Source organism: Ruegeria haliotis (assembly GCF_013377785.1).
GTDB lineage: Bacteria > Pseudomonadota > Alphaproteobacteria > Rhodobacterales > Rhodobacteraceae > Ruegeria > Ruegeria haliotis.
Window position 1 is genome coordinate 213,125 of record NZ_JABXWT010000003.1, and the last position, 17,166, is coordinate 230,290.

The 17,166-nt window shown below is 52.4% G+C and carries 19 protein-coding genes, 1 tRNA gene, 1 pseudogene and 1 riboswitch; of the genes and pseudogenes, 8 read left to right on the forward strand and 13 right to left on the reverse strand.

Features of this window, described 5'->3' with window-relative positions; all coding sequences use genetic code 11:
- Position 1: 1 nt before the first annotated feature.
- The 4 genes from HW561_RS09550 to HW561_RS09565 all read right to left on the reverse strand — a co-directional run bounded on the left by HW561_RS09550 (position 2) and on the right by HW561_RS09565 (position 3,345).
- Positions 2–412 carry a TIR domain-containing protein gene (locus tag HW561_RS09550; RefSeq protein WP_176864072.1) on the reverse strand — a complete coding sequence of 137 codons (411 nt, stop codon included), beginning with the start codon at positions 410–412 and terminating at the stop codon, positions 2–4.
- An 81-nt stretch (positions 413–493) separates the two neighbouring features.
- Complete coding sequence (locus HW561_RS09555) at positions 494–1,045, reverse strand: hypothetical protein (protein WP_176864074.1); 552 nt, start codon at positions 1,043–1,045, stop codon at positions 494–496.
- Between the two features lie 717 nt (positions 1,046–1,762).
- Positions 1,763–2,266 carry a zinc ribbon domain-containing protein gene (locus tag HW561_RS09560; protein WP_176864075.1) on the reverse strand — a complete coding sequence of 168 codons (504 nt, stop codon included), beginning with the start codon at positions 2,264–2,266 and terminating at the stop codon, positions 1,763–1,765.
- A 428-nt stretch (positions 2,267–2,694) separates the two neighbouring features.
- Positions 2,695–3,345 (reverse strand): hypothetical protein, encoded by a 651-nt coding sequence (locus HW561_RS09565; RefSeq protein WP_176864077.1) that lies wholly within the window; start codon positions 3,343–3,345, stop codon positions 2,695–2,697.
- A 116-nt stretch (positions 3,346–3,461) separates the two neighbouring features.
- Here HW561_RS09565 and HW561_RS09570 point away from each other — a divergent pair, with 116 nt between their 5' ends.
- The gene (locus tag HW561_RS09570; protein ID WP_268952739.1) at positions 3,462–3,668 is read left to right on the forward strand and encodes a helix-turn-helix domain-containing protein; all 207 of its coding nucleotides are present in this window, start codon (positions 3,462–3,464) and stop codon (positions 3,666–3,668) included.
- Between the two features lie 370 nt (positions 3,669–4,038).
- Entirely contained in the window at positions 4,039–5,202 is a 1,164-nt protein-coding gene (locus tag HW561_RS09575) for a hypothetical protein (protein WP_176864081.1), read from the forward strand.
- Positions 5,203–5,221: 19 nt separating this feature from the next.
- On the opposite strand, the pseudogene HW561_RS09580 reads toward HW561_RS09575, so the two are convergent.
- Positions 5,222–5,401: pseudogene (locus tag HW561_RS09580) on the reverse strand (IS3 family transposase); the annotation flags it as partial.
- A 97-nt stretch (positions 5,402–5,498) separates the two neighbouring features.
- Between HW561_RS09580 and HW561_RS09585 the strand changes: the two are divergent.
- Positions 5,499–6,080: a hypothetical protein gene (locus HW561_RS09585; RefSeq protein WP_176864083.1), complete on the forward strand. Its 582-nt coding sequence runs from the start codon at positions 5,499–5,501 to the stop codon at positions 6,078–6,080.
- A gap of 248 nt (positions 6,081–6,328) precedes the next feature.
- Here the strand turns inward: HW561_RS09585 and HW561_RS09590 are convergent, their stop codons facing one another.
- Positions 6,329–7,510: a hypothetical protein gene (locus HW561_RS09590; protein WP_176864085.1), complete on the reverse strand. Its 1,182-nt coding sequence runs from the start codon at positions 7,508–7,510 to the stop codon at positions 6,329–6,331.
- Positions 7,511–7,706: 196 nt separating this feature from the next.
- Positions 7,707–8,030, reverse strand: a complete 324-nt coding sequence (locus tag HW561_RS24280) for a helix-turn-helix domain-containing protein (protein ID WP_408015368.1) — start codon at positions 8,028–8,030, stop codon at positions 7,707–7,709.
- A 230-nt stretch (positions 8,031–8,260) separates the two neighbouring features.
- Between HW561_RS24280 and HW561_RS09595 the strand changes: the two genes are divergently transcribed.
- Positions 8,261–8,776: a hypothetical protein gene (locus tag HW561_RS09595; protein WP_176864087.1), complete on the forward strand. Its 516-nt coding sequence runs from the start codon at positions 8,261–8,263 to the stop codon at positions 8,774–8,776.
- 70 nt (positions 8,777–8,846) lie between these two features.
- On the opposite strand, the gene HW561_RS09600 is transcribed toward HW561_RS09595, so the two are convergent.
- Together HW561_RS09600 and HW561_RS09605 are read right to left on the reverse strand one after the other, a co-directional pair.
- Positions 8,847–9,215 (reverse strand): DUF3768 domain-containing protein, encoded by a 369-nt coding sequence (locus HW561_RS09600; protein WP_235962851.1) that lies wholly within the window; start codon positions 9,213–9,215, stop codon positions 8,847–8,849.
- Positions 9,216–9,559: 344 nt separating this feature from the next.
- A tRNA-Lys gene (locus tag HW561_RS09605) sits at positions 9,560–9,635 on the reverse strand.
- A 209-nt stretch (positions 9,636–9,844) separates the two neighbouring features.
- Here HW561_RS09605 and dapF point away from each other — a divergent pair.
- Positions 9,845–10,687, forward strand: a complete 843-nt coding sequence (gene dapF / locus HW561_RS09610) for a diaminopimelate epimerase (RefSeq protein ID WP_176864089.1) — start codon at positions 9,845–9,847, stop codon at positions 10,685–10,687.
- On the forward strand, positions 10,684–11,940 hold the full coding sequence (gene mtaB, locus HW561_RS09615) for a tRNA (N(6)-L-threonylcarbamoyladenosine(37)-C(2))-methylthiotransferase MtaB (RefSeq protein ID WP_176864091.1): 1,257 nt from the start codon (positions 10,684–10,686) through the stop codon (positions 11,938–11,940). The genes dapF and mtaB overlap by 4 nt, the downstream gene beginning before the upstream one ends.
- A gap of 136 nt (positions 11,941–12,076) precedes the next feature.
- On the opposite strand, the gene HW561_RS09620 is transcribed toward mtaB, so the two are convergent.
- Genes HW561_RS09620 through petA form a run of 3 tightly spaced genes read right to left on the reverse strand, consistent with a single transcriptional unit; the run spans position 12,077 to position 14,802 of the window.
- Positions 12,077–12,859 (reverse strand): cytochrome c1, encoded by a 783-nt coding sequence (locus tag HW561_RS09620; protein ID WP_176864093.1) that lies wholly within the window; start codon positions 12,857–12,859, stop codon positions 12,077–12,079.
- 15 nt (positions 12,860–12,874) lie between these two features.
- On the reverse strand, positions 12,875–14,206 hold the full coding sequence (gene petB / locus HW561_RS09625; RefSeq protein WP_176864095.1) for a cytochrome b: 1,332 nt from the start codon (positions 14,204–14,206) through the stop codon (positions 12,875–12,877).
- An 11-nt stretch (positions 14,207–14,217) separates the two neighbouring features.
- The gene (gene petA / locus HW561_RS09630) at positions 14,218–14,802 is read right to left on the reverse strand and encodes a ubiquinol-cytochrome c reductase iron-sulfur subunit (protein ID WP_176864097.1); all 585 of its coding nucleotides are present in this window, start codon (positions 14,800–14,802) and stop codon (positions 14,218–14,220) included.
- 474 nt (positions 14,803–15,276) lie between these two features.
- Here petA and HW561_RS09635 point away from each other — a divergent pair, with 474 nt between their 5' ends.
- Positions 15,277–15,720 (forward strand): c-type cytochrome, encoded by a 444-nt coding sequence (locus HW561_RS09635; protein ID WP_176864099.1) that lies wholly within the window; start codon positions 15,277–15,279, stop codon positions 15,718–15,720.
- Between the two features lie 12 nt (positions 15,721–15,732).
- Here the strand turns inward: HW561_RS09635 and HW561_RS09640 are convergent, their stop codons facing one another.
- Positions 15,733–16,347: an FMN-binding negative transcriptional regulator gene (locus tag HW561_RS09640; protein WP_176864101.1), complete on the reverse strand. Its 615-nt coding sequence runs from the start codon at positions 16,345–16,347 to the stop codon at positions 15,733–15,735.
- Positions 16,348–16,402: 55 nt separating this feature from the next.
- Positions 16,403–16,553: riboswitch (FMN riboswitch) on the forward strand.
- A 74-nt stretch (positions 16,554–16,627) separates the two neighbouring features.
- Between HW561_RS09640 and HW561_RS09645 the strand changes: the two genes are divergently transcribed.
- A complete protein-coding gene (locus tag HW561_RS09645) occupies positions 16,628–17,068 on the forward strand; it encodes a 6,7-dimethyl-8-ribityllumazine synthase (RefSeq protein ID WP_176864103.1) in 441 nt (146 codons plus the stop codon).
- Positions 17,069–17,166 lie beyond the last annotated feature (98 nt).

Here is a 17,166-nt window from a genome sequence, read left to right on the forward strand (position 1 = left end):
CTCACTTATTCTTCTTTTCGCCCATCATTTGGTTAATCGCAGACGCAATATTGTCCCAGCTCCAAGAAATGACGCGCCCACGCGGTAGCCCAGTGGGCAGATTACTGGTGGTATTGGCACCATCCACATAGACTCCAAAAACTGGGACATTATTGTCTTTGGCCATCGCGATTTCTTTGGCAACACCCGTTGCGCTCGCCATCGTCTTGCCCACAAGAACAATCACCATATTGCATTTGTTGATTTTGGCGCTCACCAAGGCTTCCCACTGTGCTTGTGGCATTGAGGCTTTGGCAGACCAATCTTCTACGGAAAAGGGTGTTTTTGAGTTCTTGGACTGCCCTGCAAAAAGCAGTTTGTCACTGGCATTGTGGTCGAAATCAAAGCTTAAAAATGCACGTGGGTCTGACATAGCGTTCTCTCTAGAAAGTAGTTAACAATCTAGGTACCTTAAGCGACCAGATGGGGCAGGTCTACATCCTAGGGGCGAACGCTATTCTTGCGGCGCAACACTGACAGGTTCGACCGGAGCAATCTCCGCATCATGCTCTATTTTCGCGTCATGCATAACGGACGGTATTTGGGGCACAATTGAGATTGTGAGCCCCAGCAAAGCGCAAAAGATGGCCGTTTTCAAAAACCGGGAATTTCCAGCAAGAAGTTTATCATTGGCCAATGAATGCTTGTCATTGAAGTCGCCAAGTTCCTTAAGAACAGCAGAATAATCGATGTTCTTCTCCATATCATCGCCAAGATCATTGAATTGAGCGCCTGGGGAATAGAAATCCACGGGCCGCGCGCTGTAAGCAGACAAGCCTGCTGCGATGACCAGAAAGACTGCGCCAACGATAAGTGCGATAGGGGCGTGCGCATCTGTGGCCAACCCACACAATACTGCGGCGGCTGCGACGGATAATCCTGCAAATCCCATGGCGCGCCCATCAGCAGCAAGGGCGGAAGTAAACTGCGATTCAAGCCGGCGTTCACTAAGCCGATAGGCCTCAGCGAAGACTAAATTTCGGTTGTCATCGTCCTTCTTTGACACAACGCACGCTCCGTTTCAGAATCGAAAGGATAATCAATATCACATCTATGCACCATGAAGTTAACCATGCGGACGCACCAGAACCCGCAGACACTAAATTACTGGTTTTTACTTGAGAATAGCGCCAAGGTTCCTCAATGTAATTTAGGAATAGATGCGAAATTGGAGAATTCCGCGTGGCTAAAGAACCCGACCCAATCATAAAAGGCCGCAGCGGCGCTATGAACGAAGGCAAGTCTCCACCGGCCAAACCTAAGCCACGACCTAAGCCTCCTGCCAAACCTCCAAAAAACACAAGGAAAAGCAAATGATGGTCCGTGAACCACGCCCGGTCAAAAAAGAAGACGGTGGCCCTAAGCCTGGAGCCTAAGGTTCGCTTTCGAAAGGGTTGAATCGTATTGTGCGGATGAAGCGAATGACTACTCCCTGCAGTAAGTGCTGGAATCCAAGGCCTGCTTTGCACTGCTAGCTGCCTAATGCACTGACAGCATCCAAGTTCGACAGAAAAGGCAGCAAAGGGCTCTTTTGTCCAATTGAGATGACGAGACGCGGCGCTGACGCACAAACTTAATGGCAATGCTGCAATGCTATGTGAAATTGCTGAACGACCATGCTCTGCGCGTTAGAATGCCGCTCAGCACTTACTCTCTGCCAACAATGGCTTAGCACTTTCGCTACCTTGTATTCGTGCGAAAGCATTTGAGGCTACGCGAGGCGTCAAAACAACAGTTCTTGGAACTCAAGCCAAGCTTGCCCGTCCCTGTATGTTTTTGAGTATTCGACCCTGCTGTTGGTGCTATTCGACCAAGTCGCGCGACCTATGCATGTGACTTCCTTTGGCGACTGAGACTCCGTCGATATGTTCACGAGGGCCTGCATCGTGACACCACTATTCTGAATTGCATGCTCTTTGGAAAGCGCCATGACTTCATCGTGGATACTCTCGCAATCCAGATCGCCGACTTCAAAATCCATTTGTCGCAAGAGGTCCGTGACCATTTCAACAGGGTTTGGCGGCTCACCTTGGGACAACCAGTTCAAGCCATAAGTCAAGATAAAGCTCACGACCACGAAACCCGCCACTACCCTCACAAGCTCATGTGCAGTGCTTTTCGTAGATACATTGTCTTCAATCGCATGTTGCGGTGCGCCGCAGTTGGGACAGGCTGCGGCCTGGTCGGAGATTTTTGCTTCGCATTCGTAGCAGGTTGTTAAGGCCATCGTTCACTACTCTTTTTATGTCTGAATTGACTGTTTGTTCGAGCCAGAGGTTTCTGCTAGTGCACCGTGGCAATCTTGGTTCGCATTTTCAGCGGGGTGCAGAACTTGAGGCTTGATCAATCCCGGCCGAGCACAAGTCACAATGCACCCTTGTGCTCGGCCATTTCGTTGGTCAGTGGCTACTTGGCGGACAAAATCATCGCCATGCCGATCAGTGGACCTAGTATGAACTGGATTGAACAGATTATGCGGAACCAGCCGCTAATCTTATGACCATTGCTCTTCAACTGCATTCCACTGCGAAGCATAGATTGGCCCAAATAGAAACAGACCATCATGGCGGCCGCGCCGATTAAGAACTTCATTTCGTATCCTGTTTTAGTGGGGTAGAAGGTTCGGACTAGATAAAGACCAGCAAGTATTGGGGTCTATTGAAGAACCAAAGCTGCACACACCTGCGAAAAATCAGGGTAGACAGGATCAGACACGCGTTTTTGCCCGGTCTGCACACCGAATTCGATCATTTCATCCATGCATGGGGCGATGCGTTCCGCGATCATCTGCAACTGTCCGGACTGGATCAGGTGCTGAACTTGGGCATCGGATGAAATCAAAGCGGTGTAGTAGTTTGCGGCAGACGCGACTTTGATCTGGTAAGTTGCATGTCGCCAATCAGCGATCTTTGCGTCAAACGATAGGTGGTTTGCCAGCCAATTTGGCAAGCCGATACTCTCATCAGGCTCATCAGCTTCACCAAAAATGAGACCTTGTGCAGAACCAGCTATAATGAAGTCGAGGAAATGTTGTGCGTCGGTCTCCGTCTCTACCGAAACCTCCGTTCCAACCTCGTTCAACATAAACAACGCGGCCAATAGAGCCCGCTCAGTTCCAGCACCCCAGAGGCCGTCAATCTGCTGTAAGTACAAGTTCTGATGTTGAAGCTCAAATTGCGCCGTTTCGCGCGAAGTTTGGTCGAGGGAACGGTATGCAGTTTCTAGGTTGTGACGCTCCGTTGCTGTCTGAGCAGAGGCAATATTTGCGAAAGCAAGCAGAAGGAATGTAAGTAAATTTCTCAGCAAGTTAGGCAGCCTTATTCCAAAATGGGATTATTCTAACTTGGGATTATCAGGTCGCCAACGACTGATCAATACGGCACCTGACATTGAAATCCCTCAGAACCAGAGAGCATCAAATTTTGATAGCTGGCCTTAGAGAATCCAGGCTCCAAGCAGGATTGACTCAAGCTGCACTTGCTGAACGTTTAGGCACGGTTCAGTCGTTCGTCGCCAAGACCGAAACGGGTGAAAGACGGATGGATGTGGTTGAATTTGCGAGGTGGGCAGACGCAACTACCGGCATTGATGCGTTCTGCAAAATACTTACCGAGATGGCAAAACCATAAATATCACCGCGGTCACATTGCCAAAACACCGCGAAACATACCCGCATGCTTCGCAGCCTCACAATTCTATTTCAGAAACTAGCATCGCTTCGAAAAGTAGCGTTACTACTGTATTCTTGATCAGCGTTGCGTGTCGCGACCATCTACTAGTTCAGCGTGATGTGCCACAGTTTATATCCTTCGGAGCGATGAATGGCAGTCTGCGTGTATGAAGTTTTTGCCGTCGATCCGACGTTGTTGATTGTGGTTAACGAGGCAATCTACAAAGATAGAGCAAGCCAAAGGCTTGAAACCCATGCAGTACTATTGGCGAGAAACACCAAACGCAAACGGGTTCAAGTCTGTCGAGGTTCTTCAATAGGAATGCATTTTGATTGAGATTATTGACGCTGAGAGCGCTAGATCTTGGCTATCACAACAAGATCGACAAACTCGGGTTCGGTTTGTAGCACGTATGGCTCTAAGATCATTTCCTGCAGCGATTGGGGAAGCGCCATTTGATCAAGAAAATACTCTACGGTTGTTGCACCACCTACTCATTGCTACCGTTGCTAGTTTCGATTTGGGCGCTGCTAGGAAAGCCGCACGCTTTGCGTTTGGTAGTGTGAGCTACGCAGGTTCGGCCCAACAGATTTACAATGATCAGTTGTTTTTTGCCTCACCGCATCCAAGTCAAAATCAAGTTTTGTATGGAGATGAACAGCCACCGGCAGGATCTCTCAGAAGGGAAGTTGCCGAGAATGCAATTAGCAATGCTCTAGCTTGGGCAGTCGGCTTCAGTGAGCCAGACCCTTCAGTTGAATATGGGGGAGGTTTCTGGGAGTTGGCTTGGTTGGCTGGTGCTGAAAATGCGGCCAAACTAGCCAAATCAGACGTAGCGGCTTTAGGAGAGTGGCCCCCGCTATGGGACGTTAATGGACGCCCAAGTAGTGTCTTGGGTGACTACTCGAACCTGGATGATCTAGTTGTTTCTGACAAAGGCGTATGGGGGTTTTGGCTAAGATGGTTCAAGGCAATCCACGATGGCAAGCCTATGCCTTGGGAACTGAGCGGTTTGATTGCTTCAACGCTATCTGATCAAGATTGGAAATCGGGGCCCGCACACGTGGCTCGGGAGATAGAGAAAATCGAGGCTCTATTTTCTGTAAGGCAATCATTGTCTGAGCTAGAAAAAGACCGGACTGCAGTAATCTCTGACAGTCGGCTAGGGATAGGTGGAAACAACCCCCCCGAAGAAGTTGAGCTGCCATCTTCCTTACGAGAAAACTATGCAATCATTTGGGCGGCGGTCGATGAAATCGCCGAACAAGCCGAGGCTGAGGAGCCGGACAAGTCATTAATTTTATCTACGTTAAAGAAGCTTACGGATGCTTTGAAATCTTGCTTAAGTTGGGTGGGGCGGAAGGCTGATTTGGCAATTGATACAGCGATCAAGTGGAGCATTCCTGCGGCTGGCGGGTACTTTGTTCTCAACCCGAGTAAGTTTCAGGCATTGATTGAAGCAGTAAGAAACTGGAGTGCAACATTGCCATGATTTGAGCCGCGGTTGGTGTTTTACCGTAGATCCGCACCAGCGCATCCAGCTCACGCGCAACACGTGCGCCGGAGATGCTGGTGTCAGCAATCAGGCACAGGTTTTCGCGGGTGCAATCGTCTATCAGCGCCAGAATGCGGAATTTCCGGGATGCCCCGAAGCTGTCAGCTAGGAAGTCCAGAGACCAGCGCGCATTGGGATACGCAGATGGCAGTTTTCCCACTGATTAGATTGGCGTTGAAAGTAGAACTTTTTTCTTCGAGTGTCGGGCTGAAGTTTCCAGATGAGAATACAAGATGTCTTACTTGATTGACGAAGAGCATTTGCCCGATTTTTTTCCAACGCAGAACCATGATGCAGCCTTTTGGGAGGCGCTAGGGCGTACTGTCGCGACGTTTGGTTTCTTGGAAGACACATTGCGCCGCGCAATTTTCTTCTTTACCGGAACGGTGCCAGTTCCCGATGACAAGATAGCGACTGAAACGGATGACTGGATTGCCAAACTGGAAAAGGCATTGAGCGATCCTTTGGGGCCATTGACGGACGTCTTTATCAAGTCGGTCAAAGCCCATCCATCGAAACCTGTTGCAGACGTAGATCAACTTGAACAAAGGTTGAGGGATGGTGCTAAACTGAGAAATGCACTCTGTCATGGGTCTTGGGGTTTGCCGAATGGCTCCGGCGCGTCTCGTTTGAAGTATATGGAGCGTAGGTCGAAAAAGTCGCTCATTGATCCGATAGACGTTGCCTTCTTGACCCAAGTTCAGACTGGCACTTGTGAGTTGATAATTGATGTAGTCAACTCGGTTACGATACTCGGATATGCCTTCCCGGGCACGAATGGACCCGGTGAGATTTTTTGGTCGGAAGAGAATTAGTCAGCAACACCCATCACTGTTTGTGATCCATTCTTGGCGGGAGTCTGCTAGTTGATCGGTAAATCAGAGACCGATTCTGGCAAGTTCTCAACGTCTCCCGAAAACCGGCCACTCAAGTGAAGCGCAGTATCAGGCAAAGTTAGGATCCAACCAGCCTTAGCTGCATAGCGTAGGAATGGCCGGTTTGAGCTCCATCAGGCCGTCCAACAAATATGATTATAGGCGAGGTATTACCCCCGCCTTGAATTTTAACGTTTTGATTTCTTGCACCGTGAAGGCTTGCGCCAGTTAACGACAAACGGCCTATAGTTCTTAAGCTTTTTGTCATCTGCCAAGAACGTCTCAAACAGCGGATAAACTCGATGCTCAAGCTCGATCATGGTGCCCGGTCTTTCTTTGTGCCAGCTCTCAAGTTTGGCGACGACACGCTTCCTGACAGCTACTCCATCGTTTACGCCAAAGACTGTCTGCACAATCGGGAGCTTTGCCCCAAATTCAAACAAACGCAGATGATGGGGTAGTTTCAACCCGCGTGAATTGTATAAGCATCGCTCACCTTTACCGAACTTACGAGGATCAACCGCCTTTCCTTTGCAATGCGGTTTGAGCAGGTACCGTATAGCTCCACTTACATGACCTTCGATTTTGTCGATTTTCTTGGAGTGAATTGGCAGTCTGGTGATCTTACTTTTAAAACCCTTAGCGCGCTTCTTGAGGACCTTAAGCTCTTTGGCATCGCGCCCCCAGCATATCAGGTGGGCGTGCAGAGAGATTGACTTACCTTTGCTCTCGAACGGGTAGTTCACAAAAGGGTGGACTTCGATCACTCCGACAGCATCGAAGGATGTATACGTGCGAATTGCCGACTGAACTTTTTCCTTGAATGCGCTCACCTCAAAGGTGCCACCGCGTTCGTTGACGTGGTGTTTGTCATCTACGATGGTTACCATGAACATTTTCGAGTTGCGGTCGTATATCAACTTCGGAAGCAGTTTCTGAAATTCATCTATCAAAAGTCTGCCGAGTCTGTACCGTGCGTATACATCACACGCGGGCATGTGGTCGGCGAACAACTTTTTGCAGCCAGCGAGTGCTAAGAAATCGTCTTTGTTGGTGTTTTTAAACACGCGGTACTTAAAACACCGGTAGATGGTTTTTTTCTGCTTCTTGCAATCTTCGAGATGACGCTTTTTGCTGTGGTCAGCATCATTGTCATACTTGGGGAATTTCAGGACAGTCTCAGGATGGAAAGTGTCTATATCCTGTATAGAAGTGCCCTGTTTAGATAGTTTATCCCACTGTTTAGACTGTTTTTCAGTGTTCTTCATTCCCTTACAAGCATGACTGCATTTTTCCTTCTTCTCGCGCTGCTTCTTGGCCGTCCGTTTTAGTTCCGGTTTGGCCTTTGAGTTTTGGTTCTTAGATTTCATTGGTAGTAGCTTTCAGTGTCCGTCAGGCACGACTGAGACATCGGCCACACTGGCGACCGTTACGTCATTGTCTGAGACTGACTTGGGTTATCTGGTGCAAGCGGACCGGAAGCGCGTTGTTCCTCAGTGTTTCCGGTCAGCCTGCTACCAATTATCTACAACATTGCAGTTGTTGGGGTGTTCAATCGGTGCTGGTCTAGCTGTGCTCGCGACCTCGGGTACCAAAGTTGGTTTTCCAATCTCTGGATGTCTTGAGGCATTGATCAGCTTTGACAACATCCTCCCCAGTGAACTTTCGGTTCGATTGTGAGATGTAGTATTCAAGTCCTGCAACTGGATAACGGATAGCTTGGCCAAACTTCATCCAAGTCGGCCCTGTTCCGTTCGACCTACACTTCCTAAGCCATTGCACTGACATATTGAGGTAAGATGCGGCTTGCTTTTCCGACAAGAAAGCTGGAGCCAGCGCTCCCTTAGGTTTGACCTGGCAAACCTCTCCTAGTCCCATAGATTGGGTCATTTCGATTTTCCTTCAGTGGTTAGAGGCTGGGTTGCCGATATAGAAATTGACACTCAGCCCTCCCAGTAAGGGTGACATACGCATCCTACAAAATCCACAGAAAGCGATCATGATTTAACCTTCATAATCAATAGGTTAGCTGAATTTGCCGAATCAGAGAAATTTGCTTGAGACTTTTAAAAGTCGCAATATAGTGGTGCTAACTTAAATGTAGGATGATTGAGACTTCCATGAGTACGCGCAACAAGAAACCCAATTGGTCATATTTCGACGTGAACGCAGTCCTTGTAGATTTTCCCGAAAGCACCGAAGAGTTCACTATTGTGATAGATGACATCTTGGTCGAAATTACTCAGATTGTAGAGTTCTACAAAGGTCTGAAAGAAGAGATGGGGTTGCCGCCCATCTATCACGCCAAAAGTGTGTTGAAGCGGCTAGTTTATCAGTTGGTTGACGAGTGTCACAACGCTGGTTGGGTTTCAGCCCTAAAAGAAGAAATGGAACGTCGGGTCGTAGCTAACGGCGGTCGCTTTCGAAAGGATTCCGAAGAAGATGACTTGAGAACTGTTTTCTATATGTGTTTACGGGGCCTAGACCCCAATCAAAAATGGGTAAAGTCCGGAGAAGCAAGCCGCCTCGCAAAACAGTTGTCATACGCTCATGAGTATGAAGTACCACAAGAGTACCTCATTGGATTCACCTACCAATATGGTGGTGATGAAGTGATTACGTTCGTAAGTAGCTAGCGCGGACGGCACTTTAGCTTACGCAAAAGGAATTAGGCTCGCCTCCTTGATTGGAAACGAGCCATATGAGTCAGTACTCTGTAGAAAGCAAAATCGCCAAATACCTTGTTGTCTGCTGTGGATCAGTCGGGTCAGGCGACTCATCATCTAGGTCTTTGTTGTAGTAGTTGATTTCCCAATCAATGGTTCGATTGTTGACCTTGATTGAACCAACGTCATGCTCTCCGCCGGGTTCCACACTTTTGTCACCCGCGTCTCCGGCGAGTTGTTTCATGATCATGTCAACGGTGGCTCTGCCGAGCAGATGTACCCCCATTGAGATCATGACAACCCCACCTTCACCTGTCTTTCGAAAGTGGTCGTTCAATACTTGGTTCTTCTGAGCGGGGGACATGTCTGCTGTCAATTTGACATGCGAAGAGATTTTGCTGTCCGTCATGGAAAGCTCCTGTGCTTTTTGAGGATTTTGATTGTTGTGATGACGTACAGGCGGACAAAGCTTTGCTTTTCTAAGCGTCGCAGTACAAATTATCTGTGCTATTTTGGAAGTTGCACGCGACAGTCACTTGCCGCTCTGTACTTTGTCAGTGTACCAAAAACTCTTCGAATTGTCAAAAAGCATCAAAATAACAATACCTTACTGACTCACCAAAAGAGGAAATCCACGCGTTCGACGAAACGGTTTTCTACACGTTTCTACGTCAATCTATGCCGCGTGGTTGCTAGGTGGTTGCTGTAGACGTGAGAAATTCCCGCCTATTCTTGCTAACCCTTTGAAAAAAGTGGTGAGCCGTGCAGGATTCGAACCTGCGACCCACTGATTAAAAGTCAGTTGCTCTACCAACTGAGCTAACGGCCCACTCTTTTTTGGATCTGTTGATCCGTGGCGCTCTCTAAAGCAATTCCCCAACCGGGTTCAAGACCTTATTTTGCGCCTCGTTTCGCTGATATTTTAAGTGTTATCAGCGCCCCGATAGGCGGCCTAATTAGGCAGGTGACGCGAGGGGGTCAACCCCTTTTTTCAGGAATCTGCGCGACAGGGTGGATTCATATCCTAACCAACGTTATATGCCCGCCATGCAACAGATACACGACACCGGTTTGCCCTTCATGAAGATGCACGGGCTGGGCAATGACTTTGTCATTGTAGACGCGCGCGCACAGGAGGCAGGGGTTACCCCGGCTTTGGCCAAGGCAATTGGACATCGTCAGTTCGGTGTAGGCTTCGATCAGCTGGCCGTCATCGAAAATGGCGATGCAGATGCGCATCTGGTGTTCTACAACGCCGACGGCTCGACCTCGGCGGCCTGTGGGAACGCTAGCCGATGCATCGCGCGGTTTCTGATGGATGAAGCCGGTAAATCAGAACTGACATTGACGACCGAACGGGGCACATTGCTTGCCAGCGATGCTGGGAACGGGTTGACCTCGGTCAATATGGGTCAACCGCAGTTGGACTGGCGCGAGGTTCCGCTGGCTGAAGAGGTGGATACGCTGGAGCTGCCGATCGAAGGCACACCAACAGCGACCGGAATGGGTAATCCGCATTGCACTTTCTTTGTCGAGAATGCTGAGGCCATTCCTCTGGAAGAATTTGGCGTGCGGTATGAATACCATCCGCTCTACCCCGAGCGCACCAATGTTCAGGTAGCGCAGATCATTGGCCAGGACCACATTCGCATGCGCGTCTGGGAGCGTGGAGTGGGCATCACACTGGCCTCTGGTTCATCCTCCTGCGCCACGGTTGTTGCTGCCGCGCGACGGGGACTGACCGGACGCAAGGTGCAGATCGAACTTGACGGCGGAACGATCTGGATTGATTGGCGCGAAGACGGAGTCTGGATGACCGGACCGACCTGTCACGTGTTTTCAGGTACGCTCACGTCTGAATTCCTGGAGTCGCTGGGATGAGCCCGCCCAAATTCACCACTCTGGGTTGTCGTCTGAACGCTTATGAGACCGAGGCGATGAAAGAGCTGTCGCAGCAGGCGGGCCTGCAGGACGCGGTGATCGTGAATACCTGTGCCGTTACCGCTGAGGCCGTGCGCAAAGCCCGGCAAGAGATTCGCAAGCTGAGGCGTGAAAACCCCAACGCGCGCCTGATCGTCACGGGTTGTGCCGCGCAGACTGAACCGCAGACCTTTTCCCAGATGGATGAGGTCGATGCGGTCATTGGCAACACCGAAAAGATGCAGCCTGAAACCTGGAAAGGCATGGCCGCAGACTTCATTGGCCAGACCGAAGTGGTTCAGGTCGACGACATCATGTCGGTCACCGAGACCGCAGGCCATCTGATCGACGGGTTTGGCACGCGCTCACGCGCATATGTGCAGGTTCAGAATGGCTGCGATCACCGCTGCACCTTCTGCATAATCCCTTATGGCCGTGGAAACTCGCGCAGCGTCCCCGCAGGTGTTGTTGTGGATCAGATCAAACGCCTGGTCGACAAAGGGTACAACGAGGTTGTTCTGACCGGTGTTGACCTGACCTCTTGGGGTGCGGATTTGCCGGCACAGCCCAAGCTGGGTGATCTGGTTATGCGAATCTTGAAGCTGGTGCCTGATCTGCCGCGCCTGCGCATCAGTTCGATCGACTCGATTGAGGTGGATGAGAACCTGATGCAAGCCATCGCGTCCGAGCCGCGCCTGATGCCGCATCTGCACCTGTCCCTGCAACATGGGGACGATCTGATCCTGAAGCGGATGAAGCGCCGCCATTTGCGCGACGATGCCATACGTTTCACCGAAGAGGCGCGCAGGCTGCGCCCTGATATGACTTTTGGGGCCGACATCATCGCGGGGTTTCCCACCGAATCTGATGCCCATTTCGAGAACTCTCTGAAGCTTGTGACCGAGTGCGATCTGACTTGGTTGCATGTCTTCCCCTACTCCAAGCGCGAAGGAACGCCTGCAGCCCGCATTCCACAGAAGGTGAACGGCAAGACCATCAAGGAACGTGCGGCGCGACTGCGCACAGCAGGAACGGTTCAGGTCGCCAAACACTTGGACGCCCAGATCGGCAAGTCGCATCACATTCTGATGGAAAACGCCCATATGGGCCGCACCGAGCAATTTACCGAGGTCAGCTTTGATACGCCTCAGGCCGAGGGGCAGATTGTGCGGGCAACGATTACCGGCGCCACTGCGACACAGTTGATGGCCTGACGTATAGCGACCTCTCACTTGGTTAACGGATCCGAAGGGAAGGTTGGCCCGAGGTCAATTGGACCATCCGTTTGCAATGAAAAACCCCCGCGACCGTATGGCGCGGGGGTTCCAGTATTCTGAGATCAAAGACGCTTTAGTGTTTGCGACCCTTGATCGGTGCCCACAGACGTTTGTTGACCAGATACAACAGAACCGAAAGCACGGTCAGGAAGATCACCCCAACAAAACCGGCGTTCTTCCGATCCATCATCTTGGGCTCAGCCGCCCACATCAGGAACGCTGCAACGTCCTGAGACATGGCATCGACGGTGTTCTCGTGACCATCGGTAAACTCGACTTGTTCATCCGACAGCGGTGGGGCCATTGAAATCCAGCCGCCGGGGAAGGCGGTGTTTTCATAAAGAACCGCGCCTGCCTCTTCTTTTTCGTGTCCGGTATAGCCGTGCAGCAACGAGGCGATGTATTCTGCGCCCCCCATGCCTTTGACCAACTGGTTGATGCCCAGCCCGTAAGGACCGTGAAAGCCCGCTCGTGCCTTGGCCATCAAGCTCAGGTCAGGTGCGCCTACACCGTTGTTGATTGGGAAGTGATCAGTCGGAATAGCCGGGCGGAAGTCGTCCAGCTCGGGGTCGAACACTTCGAAGTTATCGGCCGCGTAGGCGATGACCTGCTCGTCCGAATAACCCAGCGCCGTCAGATCGCGCAGGGGCACGTATCTCAGGCCGTGGCAGGCTGCACAAACTTCGGTGTAGATCTGAAGTCCGCGCTGCAGCTGGTGCTGATCGAAGGTGCCGAAAGGACCCTCGAACGAAAAGTGGAAGTCTTCGATATGCTGCTCGCCGTCACCTGCTGCGATAGACGCAACAGGGGTAAGGGCCAGAGCAAACGCGACGCCGATTGCAAGTTTCTTGAACATGGTTTCCAGTCCCTCTTACTCGGCCGGCGTGGCGTCGGCGTCAGCCTTGCCATAATGCGCGTTGAAGTCTTCTTCGATGGTTTCCGGCGGCAACTCGGGCTTCTCGATCACACCCAGGATCGGCAGGATCACGAAGAAATATGCGAACCAGTAGGCCGATGCGATTAGCGAGAAAGAGGCATAAGGCTCTTCCGCGGGCATCGCGCCCAGCCACATCAGGGCAAAGAAGTCGATGATCAGCAGGTAGAACCACCATTTGAACATCGGACGGTAGGTGCCCGAGCGTACGGTCGATGTGTCCAGCCAAGGCGCCAGAGCCATAGCCACAATTGCACCGAACATCGCCAGAACACCAAAGAACTTGGCGTCTACGATGCCACCAGTGACAAAGCTGGCGAACTGAACGACCCAAACTTCACCGGTGAAGGCCCGCAGGATCGCGTAGAACGGCAAGAAGTACCATTCGGGCACGATGTGTGCAGGTGTGACCAGCGGGTTGGCTTCGATGTAGTTGTCCGGGTGACCCAGATAGTTCGGCATGTAGCCGACGATCGCCCAGAACACGACCAGAATGACCGCCAGAGCGAACACATCCTTGATCACGAAATAGGGCCAGAACGGCAGCGTGTCTTTCTGCGCGTCTGCCTTCGACGTGCGACGAACCTCAACACCTGTCGGGTTGTTGTTGCCGGTGGTGTGGAAGGCCCAGATATGCACGATGACCAGCGCCGCAATCACGAACGGCAGCAGGTAGTGCAGCGAGAAAAAGCGGTTCAGCGTGGCGTTATCCACCGCCGGTCCGCCCAGCAGCCAGGTCTGGATCGCATCGCCGACAAACGGGATCGCGCCAAACAGGCCGGTGATCACGGTTGCACCCCAGAACGACATCTGACCCCAGGGCAGAACATAACCCATGAACGCGGTGCCCATCATCATCAGATAGATCAGCATGCCAACGATCCACGTGATCTCACGCGGGGCTTTGTACGAGCCGTAGAACAGGCCGCGGAAGATGTGGATATAGACCGCGACAAAGAACAGCGAGGCGCCGTTCATGTGAATATAGCGCAGCATATAGCCGCCGTTCACGTTGCGCATGATGTGTTCGATGCTGGCAAAGGCCAGATCAACATGCGGCGTGTAGTGCATCACCAGAACGATACCGGTGACGATTTGCAGCGCCAGGCAGAACGCCAGGACTATGCCCCAGATCCACCACCAGTTCAGGTTCTTGGGGGTCGGGATCATGAGGGTGTCGTAAAGCAGGCCGACGATGGGCAGGCGGCTGTTCAGCCACTTTTCGCCGTTTGTCTTCGGCTCGTAATGATCGTGGGGAATTCCGGACATCTGGGTCTTCCTTAGCCGAGTTTGATTGTGCTGTCGTCCACCCATTCGACGGGCGGAATGGGCAGGTTTTCAGGCGCGGGGCCTTTGCGGATACGACCGGCAAGGTCGTAGTGCGAGCCGTGGCAGGGGCAGAACCAGCCACCGAAATCACCAGCATCTCCCAGAGGCACACAGCCAAGGTGGGTGCAAACGCCCATCTGAACGATCCACGCGCCTGGCGCTTCGCCTTCGGGCGACGGCATGACACGGTTGGCGTCGGTTGCCGGTGCATCGGCGTTCAGGTTCAAGTTGCGGGCCAGCGGATCAGGCAGCGCGTCAACACCTTCGGCATCCTGTTCCTGCGCTTCCTGGATCTCGGCACCGGTGCGGTGACGGATAAACACAGGCTTACCCAGCCATTTCACGGTCAGCTGCGTGCCCGGCTCGACCCCGCTGACGTCCTGACGAATCGAGGACAATGCCTGCACATCCGCCGAGGGGTTCATCTGATTGACAAGGGGCCAGACCGCCGCCCCCGTGGCTACGACACCTGCGCCGCCAGCGACGTAGTAGAGGAAATCTCTGCGGGTGCCTTCGTGGTCTTCTGCGTGGGACACGAGGTTATCTCCGATTTTCTGGCGCCCGAGAACGGGCAAATAGCTCGCGCACCGCACGAATGCGGTGTCTTAGCCGGGGTATCTATCGGGGAGAATACGGTTCGTCCAGCGGTCTTAGGCGCGCATTACGCCGCATCTGGGCATTATGTCACAACGCAACCGGCATTTTTCTTGAATCCCAGTCACAACTTTTGTCGCTCCTCCGAACCGAGCGATGTTGATTCGATCCAAGCGGCGCAGTGGTAGCAGTGATTTTCCCGTCTTCTCATGCTCGGATCCGTAATTCGGGTCATTTGTCATTCCAGGTGCATTCAGACCGTTTTTCATTCTACCAAAGCGAGATATTTTCCAAGGTAAATCATTACTTTTAAATAGATAATTTTATTTTCAGAATGCCGAATGATTTTTTGTTGCACTTTTAGCGCGAATGCAGGAAAGCGCCACTGCGCGCGAACGCTACTCAGGAGAAACCCCATGTCAAAGATCACTTTGGCCGCCACGTTGTTCATGATGGCGCTTTCCACTCAGGTTGCTGCGGCTGGCGACCCGGCAAAAGGTGAAAAACTCTACAACCGCTGTTCGTCGTGCCACGCGATCATCAAGGATGGCGAGGTTCTGGTGAAGGGTGGAATCACCGGCCCGAATCTCTACGGTGTCGTGGGGCGCGTCGCCGGGTCCGAGTACGATTACCTCAACGGCAGCGAGCGTTTGCCCGTCGGCATGTTTACCGATGACATGATCCGCGCCGGTCAAGAAGGGCTGGTTTGGAGCGAAGAAAACATTGCCACCTATTCCCAGGACCCGATTGGTTTCATTAAGGAATATCTGGATGATGAAACGGCACGCCCGAACATGAGCGTCAAGTTGAAAAAGGGTGCGGACGACATCGCGGCTTATCTGGCGACCTTCAGCAATTGACCGGTTGGTTGGTCACGAATCCCGCATCAGCGTGGCCAGCCGTACAATCTCACTGCCGAATCCATCCGCCTTAACGTGATCCGCGGCAGCTAAACGTACATCATCAGCTTTGTTTTGGTTCAACTTCCAGGTGCCTTGAATATCCTCAACGTCCATTCGGCATGGAACGATCATGCGCATCATACGGCTCAGTGCCGTCTGGGTCATCTTGCTTGCGCGCCAGGGCGGTTTGGGCAACAGTTGCTCCTCGAAGAAGGCAGATTGGCGGTCCAGAAGATCATGCAATTCTTCCTGAGGGCGCAGCTCAAGCCGCCCGGTCAGATGCACGGCGACATAGTTCCATGTGGGCACCTGATCCGTCACCCCGTACCAATCCGGCGAAACATAGCTGTCCGGCCCGGATACCGCGATCCGGGCGACCTGAGGTTCCTTCAGTGCCCGGACAATGGGGTTCGAACGAACCAGGTGCAGCTCAGCTACCGTTCCGTTTTCGCTTAGCAAAAAGGGCACATGGCTGATCAAAGGTGCGTCATCCGTCGACAAGGCCAGAACACCAAAGGCGCGCTCGCGTGCAAAAGAAAGGTGATGCGCGCGATCTTCGGCGCGAAAGGCGAGGTTGGGATGCATGGTGATCCTCCTGCCAAATTCTCTTGCAGAAGCATCCCGTCCTTGGCAAGGTCCTCTTTGTTCTCAGGGCGGGGTGAAATTCCCCACCGGCGGTATGCGGGCCACGATCCGTAAGCCCGCGAGCGGCCCCGGATTCATCCGGGGTGTCAGCAGATCTGGTGAGAAACCAGAGCCGACGGTTACAGTCCGGATGAAAGAGAACGCGCAAGCCACGCCCATGATGCGGCGGGTCTGCTCGTGATCGCCTTGGGTGACGTGTCTGTTACGAAAGGAGATCATGATGACACACACCCGCTATGCCTTTGTCAAAGCCAACTGGCATTCCGATATCGTTGACCGCGCATTGGATGGATTTCTGGAACTCATCCCCGCCGACCTGGTTGATGTTTTCGACGTCCCCGGCGCCTTCGAAATGCCTCTGCTGGCCCGCGATCTTGCCCAAACCGGGCGCTATGCTGCAGTCGCCTGTGCAGCTTTTGTCGTGGATGGCGGCATCTACCGTCACGATTTTGTGGCGCAAGGGGTGGTCGATGGGTTGATGCGCGCAGGTCTCGACACGGGCATTCCGGTCCTGTCTGTCTCGCTTACCCCGCACCAGTATCAGGAAACAGACCACCACAACGCCATATACCGCGAGAACTTTGTGGAAAAAGGCCGCGAAGCCGCCCATGCCGCCCTGAAGATCACAGCGACCCACGCAATTTTGTCTCAGACCACCTGATCTTCATCTTTTCAAAAATACTCAAACGCGCCGCCCCCGGGGCGGCGCACATCGGCTGTACACACGCAAATCCGCTTGAGGCCAAGGGCCTTGCCCGC

Excerpts from the sequence above, each read along its gene's own strand:
- HW561_RS09550 (WP_176864072.1), bottom strand. The coding sequence starts at position 412 with ATGTCAGACCCACGTGCATTTTTAAGCTTTGATTTCGACCACAATGCC.
- HW561_RS09560 (WP_176864075.1), bottom strand. The coding sequence starts at position 2,266 with ATGGCCTTAACAACCTGCTACGAATGCGAAGCAAAAATCTCCGACCAG.
- HW561_RS09585 (WP_176864083.1), top strand. The coding sequence starts at position 5,499 with ATGTCTTACTTGATTGACGAAGAGCATTTGCCCGATTTTTTTCCAACG.
- HW561_RS09590 (WP_176864085.1), bottom strand. The coding sequence starts at position 7,510 with ATGAAATCTAAGAACCAAAACTCAAAGGCCAAACCGGAACTAAAACGG.
- HW561_RS24280 (WP_408015368.1), bottom strand. The coding sequence starts at position 8,030 with ATGACCCAATCTATGGGACTAGGAGAGGTTTGCCAGGTCAAACCTAAG.
- HW561_RS09595 (WP_176864087.1), top strand. The coding sequence starts at position 8,261 with ATGAGTACGCGCAACAAGAAACCCAATTGGTCATATTTCGACGTGAAC.
- HW561_RS09600 (WP_235962851.1), bottom strand. The coding sequence starts at position 9,215 with ATGACGGACAGCAAAATCTCTTCGCATGTCAAATTGACAGCAGACATG.
- dapF (WP_176864089.1), top strand. The coding sequence starts at position 9,845 with ATGCCCGCCATGCAACAGATACACGACACCGGTTTGCCCTTCATGAAG.
- mtaB (WP_176864091.1), top strand. The coding sequence starts at position 10,684 with ATGAGCCCGCCCAAATTCACCACTCTGGGTTGTCGTCTGAACGCTTAT.
- HW561_RS09620 (WP_176864093.1), bottom strand. The coding sequence starts at position 12,859 with ATGTTCAAGAAACTTGCAATCGGCGTCGCGTTTGCTCTGGCCCTTACC.
- petB (WP_176864095.1), bottom strand. The coding sequence starts at position 14,206 with ATGTCCGGAATTCCCCACGATCATTACGAGCCGAAGACAAACGGCGAA.
- HW561_RS09635 (WP_176864099.1), top strand. The coding sequence starts at position 15,277 with ATGTCAAAGATCACTTTGGCCGCCACGTTGTTCATGATGGCGCTTTCC.
- HW561_RS09640 (WP_176864101.1), bottom strand. The coding sequence starts at position 16,347 with ATGCATCCCAACCTCGCCTTTCGCGCCGAAGATCGCGCGCATCACCTT.
- HW561_RS09645 (WP_176864103.1), top strand. The coding sequence starts at position 16,628 with ATGACACACACCCGCTATGCCTTTGTCAAAGCCAACTGGCATTCCGAT.